This window comes from Pseudomonas sp. BIC9C, from assembly GCF_034541995.1.
Lineage (GTDB): Bacteria > Pseudomonadota > Gammaproteobacteria > Pseudomonadales > Pseudomonadaceae > Aquipseudomonas > Aquipseudomonas fluorescens_CC.
Genome location: NZ_JAWDGM010000005.1, coordinates 139225 through 164166 on the forward strand (window position 1 = coordinate 139225; position 24942 = coordinate 164166).

The 24942-nt window shown below is 61.5% G+C and carries 14 protein-coding genes, 1 tRNA gene and 2 pseudogenes; 5 read left to right on the top strand and 12 right to left on the bottom strand.

The annotated features are described in order from the left end of the window. The first annotated feature begins 24 nt into the window (after positions 1-24). From RS887_RS21490 to RS887_RS21505, 4 genes are all read left to right on the top strand, one after another. Positions 25-1092, top strand: coding sequence for an alpha/beta hydrolase (locus tag RS887_RS21490; protein WP_322616940.1), 1068 nt, complete (start codon positions 25-27; stop codon positions 1090-1092). Positions 1093-1279: 187 nt separating this feature from the next. Continuing rightward, positions 1280-2758 carry a DUF1254 domain-containing protein gene (locus RS887_RS21495; RefSeq protein ID WP_322616941.1) on the top strand — a complete coding sequence of 493 codons (1479 nt, stop codon included), beginning with the start codon at positions 1280-1282 and terminating at the stop codon, positions 2756-2758. Positions 2759-2773: 15 nt separating this feature from the next. Further along, positions 2774-3004 carry a hypothetical protein gene (locus RS887_RS21500; RefSeq protein ID WP_322616942.1) on the top strand — a complete coding sequence of 77 codons (231 nt, stop codon included), beginning with the start codon at positions 2774-2776 and terminating at the stop codon, positions 3002-3004. 152 nt (positions 3005-3156) lie between these two features. After that, on the top strand, positions 3157-4488 hold the full coding sequence (locus tag RS887_RS21505; RefSeq protein WP_322616943.1) for an OprD family porin: 1332 nt from the start codon (positions 3157-3159) through the stop codon (positions 4486-4488). 8 nt (positions 4489-4496) lie between these two features. Here the strand turns inward: RS887_RS21505 and RS887_RS21510 are convergent. From RS887_RS21510 to fdnG, 7 genes are all read right to left on the bottom strand, one after another. Further along, positions 4497-4592 (bottom strand) — tRNA-Sec (locus RS887_RS21510). A gap of 32 nt (positions 4593-4624) precedes the next feature. Beyond that, entirely contained in the window at positions 4625-6532 is a 1908-nt protein-coding gene (selB, locus tag RS887_RS21515; protein ID WP_322617296.1) for a selenocysteine-specific translation elongation factor, read from the bottom strand. Further along, on the bottom strand, positions 6529-7959 hold the full coding sequence (gene selA, locus RS887_RS21520; RefSeq protein WP_322616944.1) for an L-seryl-tRNA(Sec) selenium transferase: 1431 nt from the start codon (positions 7957-7959) through the stop codon (positions 6529-6531). Before selA ends, selB begins: the two co-directional genes overlap by 4 nt. 51 nt (positions 7960-8010) lie before the next feature. Then, on the bottom strand, positions 8011-8937 hold the full coding sequence (gene fdhE, locus RS887_RS21525) for a formate dehydrogenase accessory protein FdhE (RefSeq protein WP_322616945.1): 927 nt from the start codon (positions 8935-8937) through the stop codon (positions 8011-8013). A 3-nt stretch (positions 8938-8940) separates the two neighbouring features. Next, positions 8941-9606: a formate dehydrogenase subunit gamma gene (locus RS887_RS21530; RefSeq protein ID WP_322616946.1), complete on the bottom strand. Its 666-nt coding sequence runs from the start codon at positions 9604-9606 to the stop codon at positions 8941-8943. After that, complete coding sequence (gene fdxH / locus RS887_RS21535) at positions 9603-10538, bottom strand: formate dehydrogenase subunit beta (RefSeq protein WP_111283872.1); 936 nt, start codon at positions 10536-10538, stop codon at positions 9603-9605. Before fdxH ends, RS887_RS21530 begins: the two co-directional genes overlap by 4 nt. Beyond that, positions 10539-13604, bottom strand: coding sequence for a formate dehydrogenase-N subunit alpha (gene fdnG, locus RS887_RS21540; RefSeq protein ID WP_322616947.1), 3066 nt, complete (start codon positions 13602-13604; stop codon positions 10539-10541). Positions 13605-13906: 302 nt separating this feature from the next. Here fdnG and RS887_RS21545 point away from each other — a divergent pair, with 302 nt between their 5' ends. Beyond that, on the top strand, positions 13907-15061 hold the full coding sequence (locus tag RS887_RS21545) for a PatB family C-S lyase (RefSeq protein WP_322616948.1): 1155 nt from the start codon (positions 13907-13909) through the stop codon (positions 15059-15061). A 116-nt stretch (positions 15062-15177) separates the two neighbouring features. Here RS887_RS21545 and RS887_RS21550 read toward each other — a convergent pair whose 3' ends face one another. From RS887_RS21550 to RS887_RS21570, 5 genes and pseudogenes are all read right to left on the bottom strand, one after another. Then, positions 15178-17097 carry a PAS domain S-box protein gene (locus tag RS887_RS21550; RefSeq protein WP_322616949.1) on the bottom strand — a complete coding sequence of 640 codons (1920 nt, stop codon included), beginning with the start codon at positions 17095-17097 and terminating at the stop codon, positions 15178-15180. Between the two features lie 13 nt (positions 17098-17110). Next, a pseudogene (locus tag RS887_RS21555) lies at positions 17111-19395 on the bottom strand (ATP-dependent DNA helicase). Continuing rightward, positions 19392-21059 (bottom strand): VRR-NUC domain-containing protein, encoded by a 1668-nt coding sequence (locus RS887_RS21560; RefSeq protein ID WP_322616950.1) that lies wholly within the window; start codon positions 21057-21059, stop codon positions 19392-19394. The pseudogene RS887_RS21555 and the gene RS887_RS21560 overlap by 4 nt, the downstream one beginning before the upstream one ends. A gap of 214 nt (positions 21060-21273) precedes the next feature. After that, positions 21274-23121: pseudogene (locus RS887_RS21565) on the bottom strand (polyurethanase). 103 nt (positions 23122-23224) lie between these two features. Then, a complete protein-coding gene (locus tag RS887_RS21570) occupies positions 23225-24925 on the bottom strand; it encodes a polyurethanase (RefSeq protein ID WP_322616951.1) in 1701 nt (566 codons plus the stop codon). Between the last annotated feature and the right edge of the window lie 17 nt (positions 24926-24942).

A 24942-nucleotide genomic window follows, 5' to 3' on the forward strand; every position in this document is an offset into this window, starting at 1 on the left:
CATGGCTGGTAATGGAGACATCCCATGAACATGGCACTGCGCAATAGCAACCCCCGCTACACTCGCCGTCACCTGGTCGGCCCTTCGATCCTCGCGCTTGCGCTGTTCGGCGTGTTCGGCGCGGCCCATGCGCAAACGACCGCCACCGCGCAGCCAGTTACGACCCCTGCCGCCACCACGCAGGCGGCGCCCTCGCCCTTCGGCCCGCTCAAGCATGTCAACGCCGGACTGCTGGACGTGGCGTACGCCGAAACGGGTCCGGCCAACGGGCCGGTGGTGATCCTGCTGCACGGCTGGCCGTACGATATTCACAGCTATGACGAGGTCGCGCCGTTGCTGGCCGCCAAGGGCTATCGGGTGCTGATGCCCTATGCGCGCGGCTATGGCGATACGCGTTTTCTATCCGAAGAAACCTTGCGCAACGGCCAGCCGGCTGCGCTGGCCAGTGATGTCATCGACTTCATGGACGCGCTGAAGATCAAACAAGCGGTGCTCGGTGGCTATGACTGGGGTGCGCGTTCGGCCGACATTGTCTCGGCGCTGTGGCCGGAGCGGGTCAAGGCACTGGTCTCGGTCAGCGGTTATCTGATCGGCAACCAGGCGGCCGGCAAGAACCCGCTGCCACCCAAGGCGGAATTGCAGTGGTGGTATCAGTTCTACTTCGCCACTGACCGCGGCCAGGCCGGTTACGAGCGAAACACCCACGACTTCGCCAAGCTGATCTGGCAACTGGCTTCACCGAAATGGGCGTTCGATGACGCCACCTTTGACCGCAGCGCCCAGGCACTGGACAACCCGGACCATGTCGACATCACCATATTCAACTACCGCTGGCGCCTGGGCCTGGTCCAGGGCGAAAGCCGATACGAAGCGCTGGAGCAGAAACTGGCCAAGGCACCGTCCATCAGCGTGCCAACCATTACTCTGGAAGGCGATGCCAATGGCGCACCGCACCCTGCGCCCGAAGACTATGCCAAGCGTTTCACCGGCAAATACGAATTCCGGCTGATCAGCGGCGGCATCGGCCACAACCTGCCGCAGGAAGCTCCGCAGGCGTTCGCCAAGGCGGTGATCGATGCGGACCATCTTTGAGGGCTGATTCGGGTTACGCGCTTGTCCCTCGAACAGCGACCTCCACCGCACGGCTCGTTTGCGTAAACGGGCCGCTTTTTATGGAGGTCGATGGGTAACAGCCCTCCCCTCATCGCTGCAGCAAACGTGAGCTATCTTTTCAGCAACCCACCTGCATCGGGTGACTGCTATCAGGTAAGGACGCTTCATGATTCGTTTGCCCCGGCACCACGCCCTCTTTGCCTTTACGGTCGCCAGTACGCTCGCCGCTACCCCCCTGATGGGTGCCCAGAGCCGCGCTGTCGAGACCACCGTCGCCAGCCCGGTCCCAGGCCCCGTCGCCGGCACCAAAGTCACTGAGCCATACGTGCGCATGCTGGCGCGCGAGGCGTATTTCTGGGCGTGGCCGATGGCCAACATCTTCAATCGTCGCCTGGCTTTCAAAGACCTGCCCGGGCCCGGCTTGATGGGTGGCATTGTGCCCGTGGCCCCGATCAACCGGTTGTCGATGCTCAGTGACTACATTGACCCGGCCCAGCGGCTGGTGGCCTGTCCGAACCAGGACGTAGTGTACGGCGCCGGCAGCATTGCTCTGGACCTTGAGCCGGTGGTGCTGCAAGTGCCGGATTTCGACGGCCGCTTCTGGGTGTATCAGGTGGTCGACCTGCGTTCCGACAGCTTCGCCGAGCTGGGCAAAATGTATAACACCCAGCCAGGTTTCTACCTGTTGGTCGGCCCGGACTGGAACGGCAAGGTGCCGCCCGGCATTACCCGGGTATACCGGTCGCGCACGAACACCGGGTTCGTGATTCCGCGGGTCTTTCAGGACGACACCGCCGCCGACCGCCTGGCCGTACAGTCGGCCCTGTCGGGCATCGACATGTACCCACTGTCGCAATACGACGGCAAGATCAAAAAGCGCGACTGGAAAAAACAACCGACATTCCCGGCCCAGGCTGCCGATGGCAACGCCGAAACCAGATGGGTGGTACCAGAGAAGTTTTTCGACGAACTGCCGGCCCTGCTCAAGGACGCCAAGCCATTGCCTGGCGAAGAAGTCCGTTACGCGCAAATGGCCGTCCTGGGGGGCATCGCCAAGGCCGATCCGCAACTTCGGGCGGCGATGATCGACGAGGCGAAAAAGGCCGACAGCGACGTGATAGACCCACTGTTGCAGTTCCGTAACTATGGCCTGCAATTGCCGGATCACTGGAGCACGGTGAGCAACGGGGCAGCGTTCGGCACCGACTATTTCAGCCGTACCGCCGTGGCGCGTTCGAACATATTCGTGAACCGGCAGAAAGAGACCAAGTACTTCTATCAGGACCTGGACGAGAACGGCCTGCGCCTCAACGGCCGGTACGACTACAGCGTGACATTCGCCAAACGCAATCTGCCGCCGGTCAGGGGTTTCTGGTCGCTGACGCTGTACAACGAACAACACTTCTTCGCCCCCAATGATCGCAAGCGCTATTCCGTCGGCACCAAGAGCAAGTCCCTGCAAACCAACCCTGATGGCTCGTTGACCCTCTATGTGCAAAGCGAATCACCGGGCAAGGACAAAGAAAGCAACTGGCTGCCCTCGCCCAGGGACACCGGTTTTTCGCTGTACATCCGGGCTTATTGGCCGGAATCAGACGCACTCGATGGCCAGTGGACCCCGCCGGCCGTGGCGAAAATGAACTGAAAAGGATTGGAAAAAATGAGCGCCCAAGTGGCGCTCATTTTGTTTTGGCGGCATGGCGAAGCAAATGCACCGTATGCGCACAATGAGTCAAAGACAGCACACCGATTCAATATTCCCGGTGCGATCTACGTAACCATGGCGTCCTCCGGTCTGGGCCAGATCTACGCCAAGACCATGTCTGGTGCGTCCGAAGGTCATAGATGTCCGTTGAGAAAACAAGCGACTGCGGATGACGATTCACTGTAGGAGCGAGCTTGCTCGCGATGGTCGTTAACGATAACGCGTGTTTACTGCCTAAACGCGGCGCTCTTGAGACCATCGTCGGAACGCCGCCCGGAGCAAGCTCGCTCCTACAGTGAGTCATCACCCACCATCCCTGTGCCTGTGGTGAACGATTGATGAAGTGTGACTCGCAAGACCTCAGGGCCGGATTACAGTTCTGGTTATCGGTGCTGCTCGCCGGCACAGCCGGGAACGCGGTGGCGGATGAATCGGCGCAGGGCTTTCTGGACGGCGCAACGCTTGGCGTGCTCAATCGAAACTTTTACCTGAACAGCGACTATCGATCCCCCTCGCCGACCGGCAAGAACTACAAAGCCGAGTGGGCTCAGGGCTTTATCGGCGCTTTTGAATCCGGTTTCACACCGGGCACGGTCGGCTTCGGCCTCGATGCCCATGCCTTTCTGGGATTGAAACTCGATGGCGGCAAGGGCCATGCCGGAACCGGTTTGCTACCCGTGGGCAGTGATGGCCGCAGTGAAAGCCACTACTCCAGCGGTGGCGGCGCGATCAAGCTCAAGGCCTCGAAAACCACCCTGGTGTATGGCGAAATGATGGTCGAGTCTCCGGTATTCGACACCGCGGACAAACGCCTGCAACCGGAGTACGCCACCGGTTTTCTGCTCAACAGTCGCGAAATCGATGGCATGAACCTGCAAGCCGGCCACTTCACGGCGTTCAAGAATCAGGACAGTGCTTCAGGCAAGGGCGACTTTTTCGGCTATGGCGCCAACACCGAGGCCGGCGGCATTTCGTTTGTCGGCGCCGACCTGTTTACCCGAAGCCCGGTCGGCGGCGCGCTGTATGCTTCGGAGTTAACCGACACCTGGCACCAGTACTACGGCAACCTGCACTTCAGGCAGTCCGAAGTGTTCCTCGACGCCAACCTCTATCACACCAAGGACACTGGCCAGGCGCTGGCCGGTGCCATCGACAACACCGCGTACAGCCTGTCCGGTCAATACACGCTGGGCGCCCATGCGTTCACCCTGGCCTATCAGAAAATCGACGGTGATACGCCGTTCGATTTTGTCGGTGGCGACTCCATTTACCTGGCCAACTCGATCAAATACGCCGACTTCAATGGCGCCCGCGAACGCTCCTGGCAGGTTCGTTACGACCTGGACCTGGCTACCTTCGGCATACCTGGCCTGAAGTTCATGACCCGTTACGTCACCGGTGACCAGATCGACGGCACGCATGCGCCACAAGGCGGGGCCTACAACCCGTTCGACCCGGCGACCGGCACCTTCGTGCCGCAACAAGGTGCCGGGGGCAAACACTGGGAGCGCGACATCGACCTGCACTACGTCGTGCAGTCCGGGACGGCCAAGGGTTTGTCGTTGCAACTGTCCCATGTGTCGCACCGGGCGAACGCGGCCCAGGCCGGCGATGACATCGACCGGGTGTACGTGGTCATCCAGTATCCGTTGAACTTCGGGCCGTTCTGAGCGGAAAGTGGCGGAAGGCAGCCGGAGTCGAACCTGCCCGGGAACGGATGCCGTCCCCAACCGGGTTTGAAGCCCGGCCGCGCCACCGGGCGCGATTGCCTTCCTTGAAACCATGCCCCTGGATCATGCCCTGGTATCAGAGCTCCGTGCGCTGGGCCAACGCACTGTCCGGGCGAACCTGCCGACGATCGCCAAAGCGCCGGGTCAGGCCGATACGGTCGAAGTACTCCAGTATCTGAATGCTGCGCTTGCGCCCCAGGCCCACCGCATCACGAAACGCCGCCACCTGAATCACCGGGTTGGCGTCCGCCAGTTGCAACAGCATAGCCGCCAATCGGCGAATCATGCTGTCGGGGTAAAACAGGTCCCGCACCACTTGATGCATCAAGCCCAGACGCGCCATTTTGCGCAGCAACCCGCGTACGGCCGCTTCGTCATGCCCCAGGTCGCGAACCCACGGCGGCGCGAAGCCCGCCTGCTCGTACAACGGCTGCAATTGCAGCCACAGGGCTTCGTCCTCTTCGCTCAAACGCACCTGATGCCCGGGCAGATGCAACCACGGGCCGTTGCTGGCGATGTCGCCGCTGGCCAGCAATTCGTCGAGCAGACTGATGAATGTCGAGCGCTCCATCTCACAACCGGTGAATCGGCGCAGGCGATCCCGGTCCGGCCCCATCTGATCCGCTTCAAGCTGATGGAAACGCTCGAGTTGCTCGAGCACTGCAGCCTTCAAGGCTTCCCAGCGGCTGGCACTGAACAGCAACGCGCCCTGGCGGGTGTCGATCAAGCGCACATCAGCGGGCAATGTCCAACTGCTGCGCGGTCGGTTGAACTGCCGTTCCAGGCGCTGCGGATCCAGCCCGGTGTCGCTGTGGGCCAGCAATGCCGGCAACACATCTTCCAGCCTTGCGCTGTTCGCCAGCGCCTGCAGTTGCGCCAATCGTTCGGGGCTGCGACGTTGCCGAGCGGGTGCAAACGGATCGAGCACCCGGCCGCCACCCAGGGTGCGTTGGGCACTCTGATCACGCAGGATCAGCGGGTCGCCTTTCACCGCCTGCACCGGTGTATTGAGCAGCAGTTGCGCGAACATCCGCCCACCGGGCGCAAGACTGACGCCTTCGAGCAAGGCGACTCGAGCGGTGACGTCCTGGGTGCCGAGGTGCACGTGCACCGGTTGAAAGTGCTCGAAGGCCCGGGGCTCGCCGGGGAGTAAGCGCATGTCGATGTCCAGGCGCTGGGTCGGTGCGTACAAGCCGGCGGCCAGCAACCAGTGGCCGCGATGGATATGCTCCAGGGCCAGCCGTTCGGCACTCAGGTTCAATGCCACGCGCTGGCCGGCAACGGCGTGGTCGGCGGCCTGGTTTTGCGCGTGCAGGCCACGAATGCGCACCGGTTTGCCTTGTGGCCCCAGCAGCAAGGTATCGCCCACCGCAACCTGACCGGACAGCGCGGTACCGGTCACCACGATACCGGCCCCGGCCACACTGAAGGCCCGATCGATCGCCAGGCGAAAACCTCCTTCAGTGCTGCGTTGCGACACTTCACGCTGGGCATCGAGCAACGCCTTGCGCAAGGATTCGATGCCCTCGCCGGTCACACTCGACAGCGCCATCAGCGGTGCATCGGCATAGGGCCCGGGCGCGAGCAAGGTGCGGGCCTGATCGCGCACGACCTGCACCCTGGCGCTGTCGACCCGGTCGCACTTATTGATCGCCACCAGCGCCCGGGGGATGCCCAGCAACTCGACAATCGCCAGGTGCTCGCGGGTCTGCGGCATCACCCCGTCATCGGCGGCCACTACCAGCAACACCAGATCGATGCCCTGCGCCCCGGCAAGCATGTTGTGGGTGAAGCGCTCATGCCCTGGAACGTCGATGAAACCAGTCAAGCCCGCTCCCGGCTCCAGCTCGGCATACAGGTAGCCGAGGTCGATGGTCATGCCGCGCTCACGCTCTTCCCGGCGTCGGTCACCCGCTTGGCCAGTGAGCGCCTGAAGCAGCGCCGTCTTGCCGTGGTCGATGTGCCCTGCGGTGCCGACAATCACCCTGCCCGGCCCTCCACCTGCAATTGATCGAGCTGTGTCAGCCATGCCGGCTCATCGTCCAGTTGCCGCAGGTCCAGCCACAGGGCGTCATCGTCAATGCGCCCGAGTACCGCGATCGGCAAGGCGCGAAAGGCTGCTTCCAGTGTCAACAGGGAGCGCCCGCGCAAGCGCTTGGACGTCAGAGGACGCAAACACAGCGCCGCGCTGGCCAGCCGCGCCACCGGTTGGCTGCCGCTGCCGATCATGCCCAGTGCCGGCATGGCGCTGACGCACCAGCCCTCACCCAACACATGAGCCAGCGCTGGCCGCAATCGCTCGGCCTGGGCGAGGATATCGGCCTGTGGCCGGGTCAACAGGCGCAGGCTGGGCAAGCGCTCGGCCAGTCGGTCCGGGTTGCGGTACAAACCCAACACCGCTTCCAGGGCCGCCAGGGTCATTTTGTCGACCCGCAGCGCACGCTTGAGCGGGTTTTCCTTGATCCTGGCGATCAGTTCCTTGTGGCCGACAATCAGCCCGGCCTGGGGCCCGCCGAGCAGTTTGTCGCCACTGAAGGTGACAATGTCCGCGCCATCGAGCAGCGCCTGACGCACCGTCGGTTCAGCGGGCAGCCCCCAGCGGGTCAAGTCCAGCAGGCTGCCGCTGCCCAGGTCTTCGAGCAGCGGCAAGCCGTGCCGGTGTGCCAGTTGCGCCAGTTCGGCGGTCGGCACGCTCGTGGTGAAGCCTTGAATGCTGTAGTTGCTCGCGTGCACCCGCATGATCAATCCGCTGCGTGGGCCGATGGCGGCTTCGTAGTCGCGGACATGGGTGCGGTTGGTGGTGCCGACCTCAACCAGCTTCACCCCGGCACGGGCCATGATGTCGGGAATGCGGAAGGCGCCGCCGATTTCAATCAGTTCGCCGCGGGAAATAATCCCTTCCTTGCGCGCACCCAGGCTGTTGAGGGTCAGCAAGACCGCCGCGGCATTGTTGTTGACCACGGTCACCGCTTCGGCGCCGGTCAGTTCGCGGATCAAGCCTTCGATCAGGTCGTCGCGGTCACCGCGCTTGCCACTGCACAGGTCAAACTCCAGGTTGAGCGGATAGCGGGCAGCCATTTGCACCGCCTCAATCGCTTCCTCGGGCAACAATGCCCGCCCCAGGTTGGTGTGCAGCACCGTGCCGGTGAGGTTGAACATCCGCCGCACATGGCTGCGATGCTCGATCGCCAAACGTTCGCCGACCCTGCCCGCCAGCACTTCGGCGCTGACTTCTACAGGTTCGAGCAAACCTTGCTGCACCCCTTCGCGTAACTCGTCCAGCAACAGCCGCAAGGCCGTCAGCAGGACGTCGCGGCCATAGCGCTCGGACAACGGCTGGCACGCCGGGTGCCGCAACAAACTGTCGATGGAAGGTAGACGCAAGGATTGGCTGGCACCGCGTGCAGGCATCTGGCGCTCCTCAAAACGAATGACCGTCGCGCCAGAGTGTAGACGCTGCGGTTACTCGTCTCCCGGCGCCAGCAACAGATTCGGTGCCAAACGCTGATAACCGTCCTGGGCCAGGCGCATGTCGAGCATCAGGCTGGACAGGTCTGTCGACAGTGCTTCGGCGTCCGCATCGTTCTCCAGATAGAGCAACTTCAGATAGCTGTTGCAACCGGGGCAGACTTCGGCGCGCAACGGCGCCTGGTTGGCGGCATGGCGGTCATCTTCGAGGCTGAGGTATTCCAGGCCCTTGCTCTGCTCGCAATACACGCACTTGACCCGCACCACATGCCACTCGCAGGCGCACAGCGAACAGACCAGATAACGCAAGCCATTGTGCTTGCCGCGATGGCGGATGACCCCGGCCATGGCCGGCGAGCCACAGGCCGGGCACTGGCTGAGGCTGTCGCCTGGGGTCAGAGCCAGGTTCGGCGTGCTCAACAGCCAGTGGCTCCACGCAGTTTGCAGCGCCGCACCGAGAAACGGCACCAGCGCCGCCGGCACCAGCGAATACTGGCCGCTGAGCAACGCCACCACCCAGGCGCGGCGTTGCCCGGCACCGGCCAGGCGCAAGGTTTGCACGGCATCGGCCACGGCGCAGGGTTCCGGTGCGCTATAGCGCTGCAGCAAGGCATCGAGGTAAAGCTGCCAATCGTCTTCCCGTGCCAGGCTGTCGGCCGCAAACGGCGGCAAGCCGTGTTGCTGGCACAATTCGATGCGTTGCCGGTCGAGGGGCTCGCCAAGCGGCGGGTCGTCCAGCACCTGCTGCTGCACCCGGCACAACCCGGCAATCAGGCGCAGGTAATCGGCCAGCGAGTGCCCTTCGGCGAGCGTTTCCAGGCGCTGGGCGCGCAGGCTGAACAGGTTATGCGGCGGCATGTACAGAAACGGCGGCGAACTGGCCGCCGCTTCGATTTCTCCGGGTTCGAGGATGGTTGGCAAATGTCAGCCCTTTTTGGTGATCGGTCGCTCGGGTGCTTCGTCGCGGGTCTCATCTTGAGTCAATTGGCGATACCAGAGTTCGTGGTGTTTCCTCGCCCAGCCGCGGCTGACCCGGCCGTGCACCATGGCGCTGACCGAGCCCTTGATCCAGATGCCGGCATAGATGTGCACGATGATGCTCAGGATCAGCACGAAAGCGGCCAACGCATGCAGCAACATCGCCCAGCGTATCGTGGTGATGCCGAACCAGTCGCTGAAGTACGCACGCCAGATCACCAGACCGCTCAGTAGCAGCACCAGCATGCACAGCAGTAAAGTCCAGAACAGCAGCTTCTGCCCGGGGTTGTATTTGCCGATGGGCGGTACGCCCTCCTCGTTGTTCAGCATCACCCGGTCGATGCGCTTGAGCCACAGGCGATCATTGGCGATGAAGTAGTTGGCGCGCCAGAAGCGCAACACCAGACCGAGAAACAGCACGAACATCAGCACGCCCATGAACGGGTGGAGGATGCGTGTCCAGGGGCCGCCGCCGAACAGGTTGCTCAGCCAGAACAGCGCCGGGTGGAACAGCGCCAGCCCGGACAGCCCGGCCATGAAGAACAGAATCGCCACCAGCCAGTGATTGGTGCGCTGGTTGCTGGTGTAGCGCAGGATCGTCTTGTTGCTCATGGCCTGCCCTCCCCACGGGGATCGAAGGTGTGCACCGACGGATCGACTTCGTGCACGGCGTTGTCCGGCGGGGCCGGATGCTCATCCTCTTCGACGATTTGCGGGCCGACGCGCACGTAGTGGAAGAACCCGGCCAGCACCGCTGCACCCATGGCCAACAGCGCCAACGGCTTGCTCACGCCTTTCCACAGCCCGACCAGCGGACTGATCGCCGGGTGATCGGGTAAACCGGCATACAGTCTTGGCGTATCGGCGTGGTGCAACACGTACATCACGTGGGTGCCGCCGACGCCTTCGGGGTCATACAGACCGGCGTTTTCAAAGCCCCGGCTTTTGAGATCGACGATACGCTCGGCGGCATGTTCCTTCATGTCGTCCTTGGAACCGAACACGATGGCACCGGTCGGGCAGGTTTTCACACAGGCCGGTTCCAGCCCTACCGCCACCCTGTCCGAGCACAAGGTACATTTGTAGGCCTTGTGATCCTTTTGCGAGATCCGTGGAATGTTGAACGGACACCCGGTGATGCAGTAGCCGCAGCCGATGCAATGGTCCTGGTTGAAATCGACGATGCCATTGGCGTGCTTGATGATCGCGCCGGGGCTGGGGCACGCCGCCAGGCAACCGGGCTCGGCGCAGTGCATGCAGCCATCCTTACGGATCAGCCATTCGAGGTTGCCGGCGTCGGTCTCGTGCTCGGTGAAGCGCATCAGCGTCCAGGTTTCTGCGGTGAGGTCCTGCGGGTTGTCGTAGGTGCCATGGTTGTGACCGACCTCGTCCCGCAGTTCGTTCCATTCCGAGCAGGCGACCTGGCAAGCCTTGCAACCGATGCATTTGGTGGTGTCGATCAGCTTGGCGACTTCCTCCAGCTGGCGTACCGAGGACGGGACTGTGGTGGTGGCCGAACGGGCGATGATGTCTTGGCTGGCCATTTAGACTTTCTCCACGTTGACCAGGAATGACTTGGATTCCGGGGTCTGGGTGTTGCCATCGCCGAGGAACGGCACCAGGGTGTTGGTCAGGTAACCGTGCCGCGTGAGCCCGGTGAACCCCCAGTGCAGCGGAATGCCGATCTGGTGCACCACCTGATTGTTGACCTGCAGCGGGCGAATCCGCTTGGTCACCACGGCCACCGCTTCAATGAAGCCTCGCTTGCTGCTGACCCGTACCCGGTCGCCGGCGACGATGCCTTTTTCCTTGGCCAGCACTTCGCCGATTTCCACGAACTGCTCGGGCTGGGCAATCGCGTTGAGCTTGCAATGTTTGCTCCAGAAGTGGAAATGCTCGGTCAGCCGGTAACTGGTGGCGGCGTACGGGTAATCCTTGGCCACGCCGAGGGAGTCCCAGACCGAATCGAAAATCCGCGCCGCCGGGTTGCTGGTGGCTTTCTTGTTTTGCGGGTGCAGTGGGTTGATGCCGATCGGTGTCTCGAACGGCTCGTAGTGCTCGGGGAACGGGCCTTCGTTCATCTTGTCGACGGCGAAGAATCGCGCCACGCCTTCGGGGTTCATGATGAATGGATTCATCCCGGCTTCCGGCGGCACGTCGACCTTGTAGTCCGGCACATCGGTGCCGGCCCAGGCCTTGCCGTTCCACCACACCAGGCGTTTTTTCGGATCCCACGGTTTGCCTTGCAAATCCGCCGAGGCGCGGTTGTAGAGAATCCGCCGGTTGGCCGGCCACGCCCAGGCCCAGCCCTGATGCTGGTGCATGCCGTACGGGTCGCTGTTGTCGCGGCGGGCCATCTGGTTGCCCAGCTCGGTCCAGCTGCCACAGAAAATCCAGCAGCCGGACGCCGTGCTGCCGTCATCCTTGAGCTGGCCAAACCCGGCCAGTTGCGAATTGCCCTTGATCGCCGCGCCCGTGGCGTCGGTGAAGTCAGTGGTGGCGTAGCCGTTGATTTCCTTCGCCAGCTCCTCGGGCGAAGGTTCGTCCGGGATCTTGTACGGCCACGACAGCTTGAGCAGCGGATCGGGGTACTTGCCGCCTTCGGCCTGATAGCGCTGGCGCAGGCGCACGAACAGTTCGCTCATGATCCGGATGTCGGTCTGCGCTTCACCCGGCCCGTCGGCACCCTTCCAGTGCCATTGCAGCCAGCGACTGCTGTTGACCAGCGAGCCATCCTCCTCGGCAAAGCAGGTGGTGGGCAGGCGAATGACTTCGGTCTGGATGTCGGCACTCTTCACATCGTTGTACGACCCGACATTGCGCCAGAACTCCGAGGTTTCGGTGGCCAGCGGGTCCATCACCACCAGCCACTTCAGTTTGGCCAGTGCCGCGGTCACCCGGTTTTTGTCCGGCAGCGCAGCAATCGGGTTGAAGCCCTGGCACAGGTAGCCATTGACCTTGCCCTGGCCCATCAGGTCGAACACCTTGAGGATGTCGTATTGGGGAATGTCCAGTTTCGGCAGGTAGTCGTAGGCCCAGTTGTTCTCGGCCGTGGCGTTGGCGCCATACCAGGCTTTCATCAGGCTGACGTGGAATTTGCCGTAGTTCTGCCAGTAGGACAGTTGCCCCGGACGCAATGGTTTCTGCGTGCGCTTGACGATGTAGGCGTTGTAATCCTGTTCGGCATCGCCGGGTAGCGAGAGGTATCCCGGCAGTGAGTTGGACAACAGCCCCAGGTCTGTCAGCCCCTGGATGTTGGAGTGCCCGCGCAAGGCATTCACGCCCCCGCCCGGCATGCCGACGTTGCCCAGCAGCAATTGCACCATCGCCGCGCTGCGGATCATCTGCGCGCCAGTCGAGTGCTGGGTCCAGCCCAGCGCATAGAGGATGGTCATGGTCTTGCCCGGTTGCGAGCAAGTGGCGATTTCCTCCCATATTTTCTGCATGGCATCGACCGGCATGCCACAAATCTGGCTCGCCAGCTCTTTGCTGTAGCGGCTGTAATGCTGCTTCATCAACTGATAGACACAACGTGGGTCTTGCAGGGTCGGATCGACCTTGGCAAAGCCGTCTTCGCCCAGTTCATAGCCCCAGCCGGACTTGTCGGTGTACAGGCGCTTGGCCGCGTCGTAGCCGCTGAAGATCCCGTCCTCGAAGCCATAGCCGGCTTTGACGATGAACGAAACGTCGGTGTAGTTGCGCACGTACTCGTGCTGGATCTTGTCCTCGGTCAGCAGGTAATTGATCAACCCGCCCATGAAGGCGATGTCGGTGCCGGTACGGATCGGCGCGTAATAGTCGGCCACCGAAGCGGTCCGGGTAAAACGCGGATCGACCACGATCAGCCGCGCCTTGTTGTGCGCCTTGGCCTCGGTCACCCATTTGAAGCCGCACGGGTGCGCTTCTGCTGCGTTGCCGCCCATCACCAGAACCAGATTCGCGTTGGCGATATCGGTCCAGGTATTGGTCATGGCTCCACGGCCGTACGTCGGGGCAAGACTTGCCACCGTCGGGCCGTGTCAGACACGCGCCTGGTTATCGAACCCCAGCATGCCGAGACTGCGAACCACTTTGTGGGTGATATATCCAGCTTCACTGGAGGCTGCCGATGCCGCGAGGAAACCGGTGGTCAGCCAGCGGTTCACCGTTTGGCCCTGGGCGTTCTTCTCGGTGAAGTTGGCGTCGCGGTCGGCCTTCATCAGGTCGGCGACGCGATCGAGCGCTTCATCCCAGGAGATGCGGGTCCACTCGGTGCTGCCGGGTTTGCGCGTCTGCGGGTATTGCAGGCGGCCAGGGCTGTGGATGAAGTCCAGCAGGCCTGCGCCTTTGGGGCAAAGGGTGCCGCGGTTGACCGGGTGGTCGGCGTCGCCTTCGATATGGATGATGTTTTGCGCGACATTCTTCGCCGTATCGCCCTGGCTGTACATGATCAAGCCGCAACCGACCGAGCAATACGGGCAGGTGTTGCGGGTTTCATGGGTGTGGGCGAGCTTGAAGTGACGCACCTGTTCGGCAAAGGCTGGCGTCGGGGCCATGCCCAACGCGCCCAGGCTAGAGCCTGCAAGGCCGATGCCGGCGACCTTGAAGAACTGACGACGGCTGAGATCCATCGTGCACTCCTGATCAGGTGGCGCCCGGTACATGGCCGGGCTTTTTTCAACAACCACGGTCGCGGCAGTCCGGCTGCCGACACTACAAACTGTAGTCAATGCTGTCGAATTCACCATGACAGCCGACCGTCGGGCCCCGGACACAACCCATTGTAGGAGCGAGCTTGCTCCGGGCGGCGTTCCGACTATGGTGTGTCAGCTGAGAACGTGTCGACTGACACTCCATCGCGAGCAAGCTCTGCTCCTACAGGGGTTGGCGATTATCATGGCGCCATAACCAACCTGCCGTTACGAGACCCCGCATGACTTTCGATTTTGATCAGGTGTTCGACCGCCACAACACCGGCAGTACCAAGTGGAGCCGCTACCCGGCCGACGTGTTGCCGATGTGGGTCGCCGACATGGATTTCGCTGCGCCACCGGTGATCATCCAGGCCCTGCAAAAGCGCCTGGAACACCCGATGGTCGGTTACAGCGTGGCCCAGGAGGACCTGCGCGAGGCGATCGTTGCCGACCTCTGGAACAAATACGCCTGGCGCGTCGAGCCCCAGGCGCTGATTTTCCTGCCGGGCGTCGAGTCGGGCTTCAACATGGCATTGAAGGCCCTGGTGCAGCCGCAACAGAACGTCGTCGTGCAGGTTCCGAACTACCCGCCGCTGCGCCACGCCCCCGGGCATTGGGGTCTGAACAAGGTCGAGCTGAATTTCGAAGCGCAAGCCGATGGCACCTACACCACGCAGCTGGATGCCTTGAGCCAGTCACTGCAAGGCGGTGGCGCACTGCTGCTGAGCAACCCGCATAACCCGCTGGGCAAGGCCTTTCCCCGTGCAGAACTGCAAGCCATTGCCGACATCTGCCTTGAGCATGATGCCTGGATCATTTCCGACGAGATCCACGCCGAGTTGTGCTTCGACGGCCGCACGCACATTCCGATGGCTACCCTGAGCCCGCAGATTGCCCAGCGCACCATCACGCTGATGTCGGCGAGCAAGGCCTACAACATCGCCGGCCTGAAAACCTCGTTCATGATCATCCAGGACCGCCACCTGCGCGAGAAGGTCAACCACGCCCGTTGCGGCATGGTCGACAGTGTCAATCCGCTGGGCATGGAAGCCACCCGCGTCGCCTACAGCGAAGCCGCGCCATGGCTGGCCGCGCTTAAGGTCTACCTGCAGGGCAACCGCGATTTCCTCGCCGAGGCCGTGCGCACCCGCCTGCCGGGCATCACCATGAACCTGCCGCAAAGCACCTACCTGGCATGGCTCGACTGCACGGCACTGGGGCTGGACAACCCGCAGCAGTTCTTCCTGGAACAAGCCAGGGTCGGTTTGAGCGCCGGCCTGGACTTCGGCGATGACTGCAAGCAGTTCGTGCGCCTGAATTTCGGCTGCCCACGGTCGCTGCTGGAAGAAGGCATTGCACGGATGGAGCGCAGTTTGCGCCATCTCAGGGCCTGATATCCCCTGTAGGAGCGAGCTTGCTCGCGATGGAGTGTCAGTCGACATTCACTCAGCTGACACACCATCGCGAGCAAGCTCGCTCCTACAAGTACCGGGCAATTTGCTCCACCGCGTCACTTCATCGCCAAGGCAATGACTTCCACCAGGTTGAGTTGGGTAAAGGGTTTCGACAAACGTGGCAGATGGGCCGCAATGCCTTCCAGCCGTTCGGCATAACCCGTGGCGAGGATGATCGGCACGCTCGGTCGCATGGTCCTGATGGTATTGGCCAGTTGCGCGCCATTCATCTGCGGCATGGCCATGTCGGTGATGACCAGATCAATATCCGGTTCACTTTCAAACAACTCCAGCGCCATGGCACCGGAGGCCGCACTGATGACCCGGTGCCCGAGGTCCTCGAGCAGCAGGCTGGTGCTGGTCAGCACCAGGCTGTCATCGTCCACCACCAGTACGCACAGGCGAGGCACCGTCACGGCCAACGTTTTGGCGACCGGTTGGGCGACCGAATCACTGGCGGCGACCGGTAACCAGAGTTCGGCGGTCGTACCTTGGTGCTTCTGGCTTTTGAGGATGAAGCGCCCACCCAATTGCTCGATAAAGCCGTGGACCATCGACAACCCCAGGCCCGTGCCTTTACCCACGCCCTTGGTGGTAAAGAACGGGTCCATCGCCGAGGCCAGCGTGGTTTCGTCCATGCCCTCGCCCGTATCGGCAATACTCAGGCAGATGTAACGCCCCGCCGCCAGGGATGAAGTGGCGCTGTCAGTCACTTCATCGGTTCTGGCACTGAAGATGAGGGTCCCGCCGTGGGGCATGGCATCACGGGCATTGGTCGCCAGGTTCAGGACCGCCAGTTCCAGCTGGTTGAGGTCAGCCATCACCGGTTCGAGACCCTCGGGAAAACGCGTTTCGATTTTCACCGAAGGCCCGAGAGAGCTGCGCAATAGCCCGGAAATGCCTTCCACCAATGCCGGTATCCACACCGGTTCCGACTTGAGCTCCTGGCGTCGGGCAAACGCCAGCATGCGCTGGGTCAGGGAAACACCGCGCAAGGCACCTTGGGTGGCATTGTCGATCAACCGGGTTATTTTGGGGTCGTCCGTCACCCGTTTGCGCACGATTTCCAGATTGCCGAGTATCACCGTCAGCAGGTTGTTGAAGTCGTGAGCGATCCCGCCGCTGAGCTGGCCGATGGCCTGCATTTTCTGCGCCTGGAACAAGGCCTCCCGGGTTTGCTCCAGCACCTGCTGCGCTTGCGTGACTTCAGTGATATCGCGGGTAATCTTGGCAAAACCAAGCAAGGTGCCGGTGTCACCCCGGATCGGGTCGACGATGACGTGGGCGAGGAACCGCGTACCGTCCTTGCGCATCCTCCAGCCCTTGTTTTCAAAGCGCCCCTCACGAACAGCGATGTCCAGCGTCCTTTGTGGCTCGCAGGCTTCGCGATCCTCCGGGGTATAGAACATCGAAAAATGCTGGCCAATGACTTCTTCCGGCAAGTAACCCTTGATGCGCTGGGCTCCAGGGTTCCAGTTGCTTACGCGTCCGTCCGGCGAAAGCATATAGATCGCGTAGTCAGTAACGCTCTGCACCAACAGGCGGAACTGCTGCTCGCTCTGCTTGAGGACTTCCTCGGCCATTTTGCGATCGGTCAGGTCCCGGGTGATCTTGGCGAAACCCAGTAACGTGCCCGACGGGTCGAAGATCGGATCGATGACCACATGGGACCAGAAACGCGTACCGTCCTTGCGCACCCGCCAGCCTTCGCCCTCGAAGCGCCCTTCGCGAATGGCCGTGTCCAGCGCCCGCTGGGGCATACCGGCACGGCGATCTTCATCGGTATAGAAACGCGAGAAATGCTGACCGAGGATCTCGGCTTCCTCATATCCCTTGAAACGCCTGGCGCCGGCATTCCAGCTGATAATGATGCCATCGGGATCAATCATGTAGATCGCGTAGTCGATCACCGCATCGATCAATAGCCGAAAACGACCGTCTTCGATGGCACTGACCCTGGATCGATCTTCGCGCATTGATCCCACCGTCTCATTGTTTCTCTGGAGTATGCGTCATATCGGGAATTTGGAAAGCCCACCAACGCGGTAGCAACTGCTTGACCTTGCCCTCGCCAAAACGGTCATCGATCAACATCACCACCCCTTGGTCCTGTTGCGTACGGATGACCCGTCCAGCGGCCTGCACCACTTTCTGTATGCCGGGAAACAGATACGTATAGTCGTAACCGGCGCCAAAAATGGCGGCCATGCGCCGCTTCAGTTGCTCGTTCACCGGATTGAGCTGTGCCAGCCCCAACGTGGCGATAAATGCGCCGATCAACCGGGCACCGGGCAAATCGATGCCTTCACCAAAGGCCCCGCCCAGTACCGCAAAGCCGACACCCTGGCCGTCGGCGTGGAATTGATCGAGAAACTGCTGACGTTGCGCTTCGCCCATGCCTCAGGACTGCGACCACAGACTGATGTGCGGATGTTTCTCGGCGAGTAACTGCGCCACCTGATGCAAATAATCGAAACTGCTGAAAAACGCCAGGTAATTGCCGGGGCGTTTGCAGAACTGTCTGGCAATCAAGTCCACGATCGGTTCGAGCGAGGACTGGCGATGGACGAACCGCGTGGAGATCCGATTGACGATGTGCACTTGCAGTTGATCGGCATGAAACGGTGACTCGACGTCGATACACACCGTATCTGCCGGTGTTCCCAGTAAATCGGCGTAATAGTGCCGGGGGCTGAGGGTCGCGGAAAACAGCACCGTGCTGCGCGCGGCAGTCAGGCGCGGGCGGATGAGCCCGGCGGGTACCACATTGCGCAGGCACAGCTGCGAGAGATTGCGCTTGCGCTCGAGGTCACGCTTGCTGATGTCGAACAGGAATTGCTCGTCGAACAGTTCGGCCACCCGGCAAAAATGCAGCATGTCGAAGTAAAAGCCCTGCAGTGTGCTGTCCAGTCCTTGCGGGTGATCGTTCATATAATCACCCATGCTGGCGCTGCACGATGACAGTGCCTGAAGGAGCTTTTCCGGCGCCTTGTCATAGGCCTGGTAGGCGCCGGTTTGCGCGTTATGCAGGGCATTCCACTGGCGGTTGACCCGCTGCATCGGCTTTTTCAGCACTTCGGGCGCGGTTTTGCGCACGCTGTTGAAGGTCGCCTGATCGAGACTGGCGCTGTACATCTGCCGGCCGCGTTCCACCAGGTTATGGGCTTCGTCGACCAGCACCGCGACTTTCCAGTTGTTGGCTTGGGCCAGACCGAACAGCAGCGCGCTGAAATCGAAATAATAGTTGTAGTCGGCAACCACCACGTCGGCCCAGCGCGCCATTTCCTGGCTCAGGTAATACGGACAGACATCGTGTGCCAGGGCGACCTCGCGCAAGGCGCTCTGGTTCAACAGGCTCAGTTGACCGGCCGCCTGCCGCGCGGCGGCAGGCGATCGTAGAAACCCCGGGCCAGTGGACAGGACTCGCCGTGGCAGGCTTTGTCCGGGTGTTCGCAGGCCTTGTCCCGGGCGATCATCTCCAGCACCCGCAACGGCGGCGCATCGGCACTGGCAAGAATCACTTGCGCGGCGTCCAGGGCCAGTTTGCGTCAGGGTTTTCGCCGTGAGGAAGAACACCTTGTCCAGTTGCTGCGGTGCCAGTGCCTTGAACATGGGAAACAAGGTGCCCAGGGTTTTGCCGATGCCAGTGGGCGCCTGGGCCATCAGGCAGCGCCCCGTGCTGACAGCCTTGAACACCGACTCGGCCAGGTGGCGCTGCCCCGTCCGAAAATCGGTGTGGGAAACGCCAGATGCTGCGCCGCGAGATTGCGCCCGTCGCGATGGGCGACTTCCTGTTGCGCCCATTGGAGGAAGCGCGCGCAGTGCAGCTCGAAGAACTGTTGCAGTTGCGCGGCCTCGAAGGGCTCGACCAGGCTGGTTTCCTTTTCGCTGACGATGTCGAAATACACCAGTGCAAGATTGATCTGTGGCAGCCCCAGTTTGCGGCACATCAACCAGCCGTAGATCCTGGCCTGGGCCCAATGCAATTGACGGTGGTTGGCCGGTTGTCTGCTCAAGTCACCGCGGTAGGTCTTGACCTCTTCCAGGCAGTTTTGCCCTGGGTCATAACCATCCGCCCTGCCCTTGACCGTCAAGGTTTGATACTGGCCTTCAAGAGCGACTTCACTTTGATAGCCCTCGCTGCGGCGCGATGCCACCGTACGGTGCCCGACGATGCCCTCCAGTGCGGTGGGCGACGGAGTGAAACGCAGATCGAGGTCGCCGGTCTTGGCGGTGAACTCACACAGCGCCCGCACCGCAATGCTGTAGCTCAAGCGTCCTGCTCCGCCCATTGCACGTAGCACACGGCAATCGGCATCTGGTGTTCGTGGCAGAACTCCAGCCAGCGCAGCTGGTTATCCTGCAGGCGATCCCCCGGGCCTTTGACTTCGATCATGCGGTAGGTCTTTTGCTGCGGCCAGAACTGGATCAGGTCCGGCATGCCGGCGCGGTTGGCCTTGATGTCCAGCAACAGGCGGTTGAACCAATGCTTGAGGTGCTCGGCCGGCAAGCAGTCCAGGGCTTGTTCCAGCAATTCGTCGCTCAGTACGTTCCAGAACACGAAGGGCGACTGCACGCCCCATTTTTCGTGATAGCGCCGATGAATGGTCGACCGGTATCGCCCGTCGTCGAGTTCCGCAAGGCAGGCTCCGAACAGGTCGGCCCGGCGCTCATGGAAGTCTTCGTTGAACAGGTCCACCGGGCCGCGCTGGAACGGGTGGAAAAAGGCCCCCGGCAACGGCGCAAAAATGGCTGGCCAGCACAGCAGGCCGAACAGTGAGTTGATCAGGCTGTTTTCGACGTAATGCACCGGCGCCGAATCTTCCGTCAGGTGCGCTTGAACGTGAAATTCCACCGACATCACCGGGTCGGTCCTGGGCAGTTGCAGTTCCAGACGCAGCATTTCCCGCGCAGACGGACGTTTCACCGGCGGACCGCCCAGTTTGCGCCGCAGTCGGGGCAACAGGCGCAGCAACTGTTGTTGTTCGGCGGCGCTTTGTGGTGACTGTTCGGCCTGGATGGCGAGTTCCAGGGCCCGCTCGTATTCACCGCAGCGTTCCAGCACGCGGATCAACCGCTGACGTGCGCCGGGGTAGGCACAATTGCGGTACAACGCCAGCGCCATGGAGAAATCCGCCATGCGTTCGCAGTGCTGGGCGATCTGGAACAGCAGCTTGTCACGACGCCTTTGCAGCCAGGGGTTGATCAGCGTCAACCCGTTGATCTGCTCGACGATGCCAGCCAACGCCTCACCGGCCTCGAAGCGCTGCTGGCATTGGTGGAGGAACAGGCAGGCGTCCACGTCCTCACGGCTGCGAAAACCCCGGGAATCCGCGCAGAATTCAACTCTTTCGTAGGTGAAGATACCAAGGTCGGCCAGCACGAACTCGGACCAGTCCTGATAAAGATTGCCGAAAAACATCAAGCGCAAGCGATCGCACAGGCCCATGATGGTCAAACTGAACAAGCGCTCGTTCAGCGACGGACACCATTCACCGAAACTGCGCGCTTCGGGAAACCGCTCGACCAGCGCCAACAGCCAATCGGTCTTTTTACCCTTGGGCTGGTCGATGGCGTTGCCAAAGTATTGAACGACTTCGGCCTTGAGCAACAGGTCGAACAGCACCTCGACCGACAATGGCAGTTTTTCATCGAGCCACCCCAGTGCCACGAGCGGTTCGGCAGCGCTGGCAATGTCACCGATTTCGGCGTAATGCAGTTTGCTGCACCTGAAATGAATGCCCTTGCGCATCACCATCCTGACCAGCAATGCCCGGGATTCGCGAGACAAATCATTGAAGTCGCGAATGAACCGCTGCTCCTCGACGCTCAGCACATCGCCATAGCGATGCTCAAGCCAGTCAAGCACTTGCATGAAGTTGTTCAAGTAATAGAACGGATCGTCGAGGGGGTTTTCAGTCACGGGAAAGTGGGCCATGGATATCGAATACTGGTTATGCGTACAGATACCAGCAACGCCCTCCCCGATGCAATCGGAAAGGATAGGCGGAAGCGCTGTCAGGTATTTTTCGGCGCGTCCGAACTTTCTGCCGATCTATCGTTCTTCGCGAACAGGCGCGCTCCCACAGGAATTCGTGTGATTCTTGTGGAAGCGAGCCTGCTCGCGAAGAACTACAAGCGTCCGATCATCCTCAGGCGATCACAATCCCCGCACCAGTCAAGCTGTCCAGCCCGACCCCGACCAACGTCACCGAATCATCACCAAACGTCAGCACGGTATCCTGCCCCACCACCGTGGCATGGGCCCGGAAGTCGTCGTTCGGCAACACGCCCTGCACCCCGAGAAACACCAGTTTGTCGTTCGCGTGATAGCCCAGCACCCGGTCGTGGTCAAACGCGCCGCTGAACAGGAACGTATCGATCCGCCCCGATTCCAGCAAGTCGTCGCCGGCACCGCCGATCAACACGTCGTTGCCCTTGCCTCCTGTCAAATGATCGTTGCCGTCGAGGCCGAACAACCAATCGCCGAGCGCCTGCGCCTTGAGCGTATCGTTCCCCACGCCGCCCTTTATCGACGACGCGTACTGTGTCAGCTGGTTGCCGTCCGCCAGCCCGTTGGCGGTGACGCTGTGGGTCACGTCATCCTTGAACAGCCCCCATAAAAAGCCCGGCTCCTTACTCATGATGCTGCCGATGTCACGGGTGATACTGATGCCGCCATTGGCATCGCGGATGTACAGGTTGCCGGCGCCGTCGTTGGCAAAGTCGAAGTTTTTCACCGACTGCTGCAGGTCGAGCACGTTGTGCCCCTGGCCGCCCAACAGGATGTTGTAGCCACCGGCATCGCGGAAGGTGTCGTTGCCGTCGCGGCCTTCCAGATAGTCGTTGCCCTTGCCGCCCTGAATCAGATCGTTGCCGTCACTGCCGATAATGAAAGTGCTGCCTTTGTGGGTGTCGGCATTGCGGTTCAGGTCCTGGACCCAGGTGTTGGCTCGCGCCGGGTCGAGAGGTTGGCAACAATGATGGTCGAGTCTTTGCTGGTGAGGTCGTAGAACCGGGACTCCAGCACCCGGGTCATGCCGTCGCCGTAGCCGGTCGGCAGGTGAGAAATCCAGGTCGGAATGTTGAGGATGGAAAACGGCAGCAGATTCCATGCGGTCGACGCATAGTGGTCATTGAAGCTGACAATGTTGTTGGTGGCCAGGCTTGATTAGCATCGTGCACACCGACCGATGCCAGGTTGAACGCCGAACCGTCCAGCGCGCGGAACACTGGATCGTTTTCATAGCCGACGTTCAGCACCTTGTCGCTACTGCCTTGAGTTGGCGAGGCGTAGGCGATGTAGTTGGAATCCTGGAAGAAGCCGCCCCATTTTTCGCGGCTCAAATCCGCCAGACTGTTGACTGCCAGCCCGCCGAGGCTGTGACCGCTGACCAGCACATCCTTGCCGGACAGGCCGTTGGCCCGGGCAAACGCCGCGACGTCGGCGAGCAGCTTGCCGAAGGCTTCACCCACATAGTTTTCGCGTAATCCTGTGGACCCAATGCCGCCAACAGGTCATTGATGACATCGCCGATGGAGTCGCTGATCTGGATTTCACGAGGGCCGCTGGTGCCGCGAAAGGCGACGCCGATTTCCGTGAGGTGCCCTTGAGTGTCGTACTTACCGAGGATTTCCACCTGGGCGCTGGTATAGCCGGCCTTTTCACCGAAGAAGGTTCCCCGTGCATCGACTTTGCCTTCATAGCCCAGCTGCGCGGCGGTGATGGGTGTCCAACCGGCTTTCTGTACCGCGTCCAGTGCGGCTTTTTCCGAATCGGGATTCCAGGGGATACCGGGAATCACCCCTTGGGAGCCGGTGCCGCCAATCAGCGCGGTCGCCAACGTTGCCGGCAGGCCCAGGCCAAAGCCGTTGTGCTGGTAACCGGTGGCAAAGCCATTGTCGAGGTTGTGATAAGCGTACAGCGTGATCGCCATCGCATCGGTGAACATCGCTTTGGCGTCTGCAGTGCTCAGGTTCTTGTAGTCGTACACACCCATGGGTATTGCCTCTCTCTTTGTTGGAATTGTCAGAGATCGCTCACGGCCGGGACACCTCGATCGCGGGGTGCCCCGGAGCCTCCAGTGCTGTTACAAAAAACTGTCAGGTAAACACCAAGCCGGATGTCGACAGGTTATCCAGGCCTACGCCAACCAGGGTCACGGAAAAATCGCCAACCTTCAGCACCGTGTCTTGGCCGGCCTGGGCGGCATGCTGTCGGTAGTCATAGCCCTGCCCTGCGCCTTCAACGCCCATGAACACCAGGGTGTCGCTGCCCTGGTAGCCGTTGATCGCATCAAATCCGAACGCACCGCTGAACAGGAAGGTATTGCTGCCGTCTCCGGTGGAATGCATCACGTCATTGCCATTGCCGCCGACGAAGGTCACGTGCCCCTTGTCGCTGCGCAATACGTCATCGCCGCCGTTGCCGAACAGCCAGTCGCCCCGGACATCGGCCAACAGCGTGTTGCCGAGGGCATCACCGTTAAGCGAATGACTGTAGTGGGTCAGTTCATTGCCGTTTTGCAGGCCGTTGCCGGTGACGGTCCAGGTGATGCCTTTGGTGCTCCCCCATGATCCGGACTCCTGGCTCACCAGCGCGCCGATGTCCCGGGTCATGCTGATGCCGCCATAGGCGTCACGCACGAACAGCGTGCCATCGCCATCGTTGGCGAAGCTGAAATTCTGCAGAGGCTTGAGCAGTTCGAACGTGTTGTTGCCCTTGCCGCCCGAAAGTAGGTTGAAGCCACCGTCGTCGCGGAAACGGTCGTCGCCGTCCCGGCCTTCGATGAAGTCATTGCCGAGACCGCCCTTGAGCAGGTCATTGCTGTCGGTGCCGATGATAAACGTACTGCCCCTGTGCGGCTCGCCGCTGCGCCCGAGGTCTTCGACCCAGGTGGTGCCGCGAGACGACGCCGACAGGTTGGAGACGATCAGGGTCGAATCCTTCCCGGTCAGGTCATAGAAGGTCGAGTCGATCACCCTGTTCAGTCCGTCGGCGTAACCCGGCGAACCATGGGCTTTCCAGTTCAGCGGATTGAGAATGCTGAAGGGCACCAGGTTCTGCACGGTGGAGGCGTACTGGTCATTGAAGTTGACAATGTTGTTGGTCGCCGACTCCTGATGACCGTCGTGCTTGCCCAGCGAGCCACTGCTGAAAGTGGTGCCGTCGAGCACACGAAACACCGGATCGTTCTCGTAACCGATGTTCAGCACGTTGTTGCCGGTGGCGCTTTGGGTCGGTGAGGCGAAGGCGATGTAGTTGGCGTCCTTGAAGAAACCGCCCCAGCTATTACCGCTTAGCTCCGCCAGGCTGTTGACCCCCAACCCGCCGAGACTGTGCCCGCTGACCAGCACGTCCCTGGCGCTCAGGCCGTGGGCGATGGCAAACGTGGCGACGTTTTTGAGCAATATGTCGAAGGCGTTTTTCGCGTAGTTCGTCGCGTAATCCACCGGGCCGACCGCGGCCAGCAGGTTGTTCTTCATATCACCGAAGGTGTCGTTGTAGCCCAGGCCACCGGTGCCACGGAAGGCGATACCGAGGCCGATCAGTTGCCCTGCCCCGTCGTATTTACCGAGGATTTCGGCTTCGGCGCTGGTGAAGCCGTCCTTCTCGCCATAGAAGGTGCCTTGAGGCCCGACCTTGCCCTGGTAGCCCAAGGCTGCCGCGCCAATCGGCGCCCAAGCGGTTGCCGGCAGCGGCTGGCCGGTGGGCGTGTACGCGTAGAGCGTCAGCGCGATCGCGTCGGAGTACAACGCCTTGCCGGCCGCACTGCCGGCATTTTTGTAATCAAACAGTCCCATGTTGTTGCTTCCTTTGT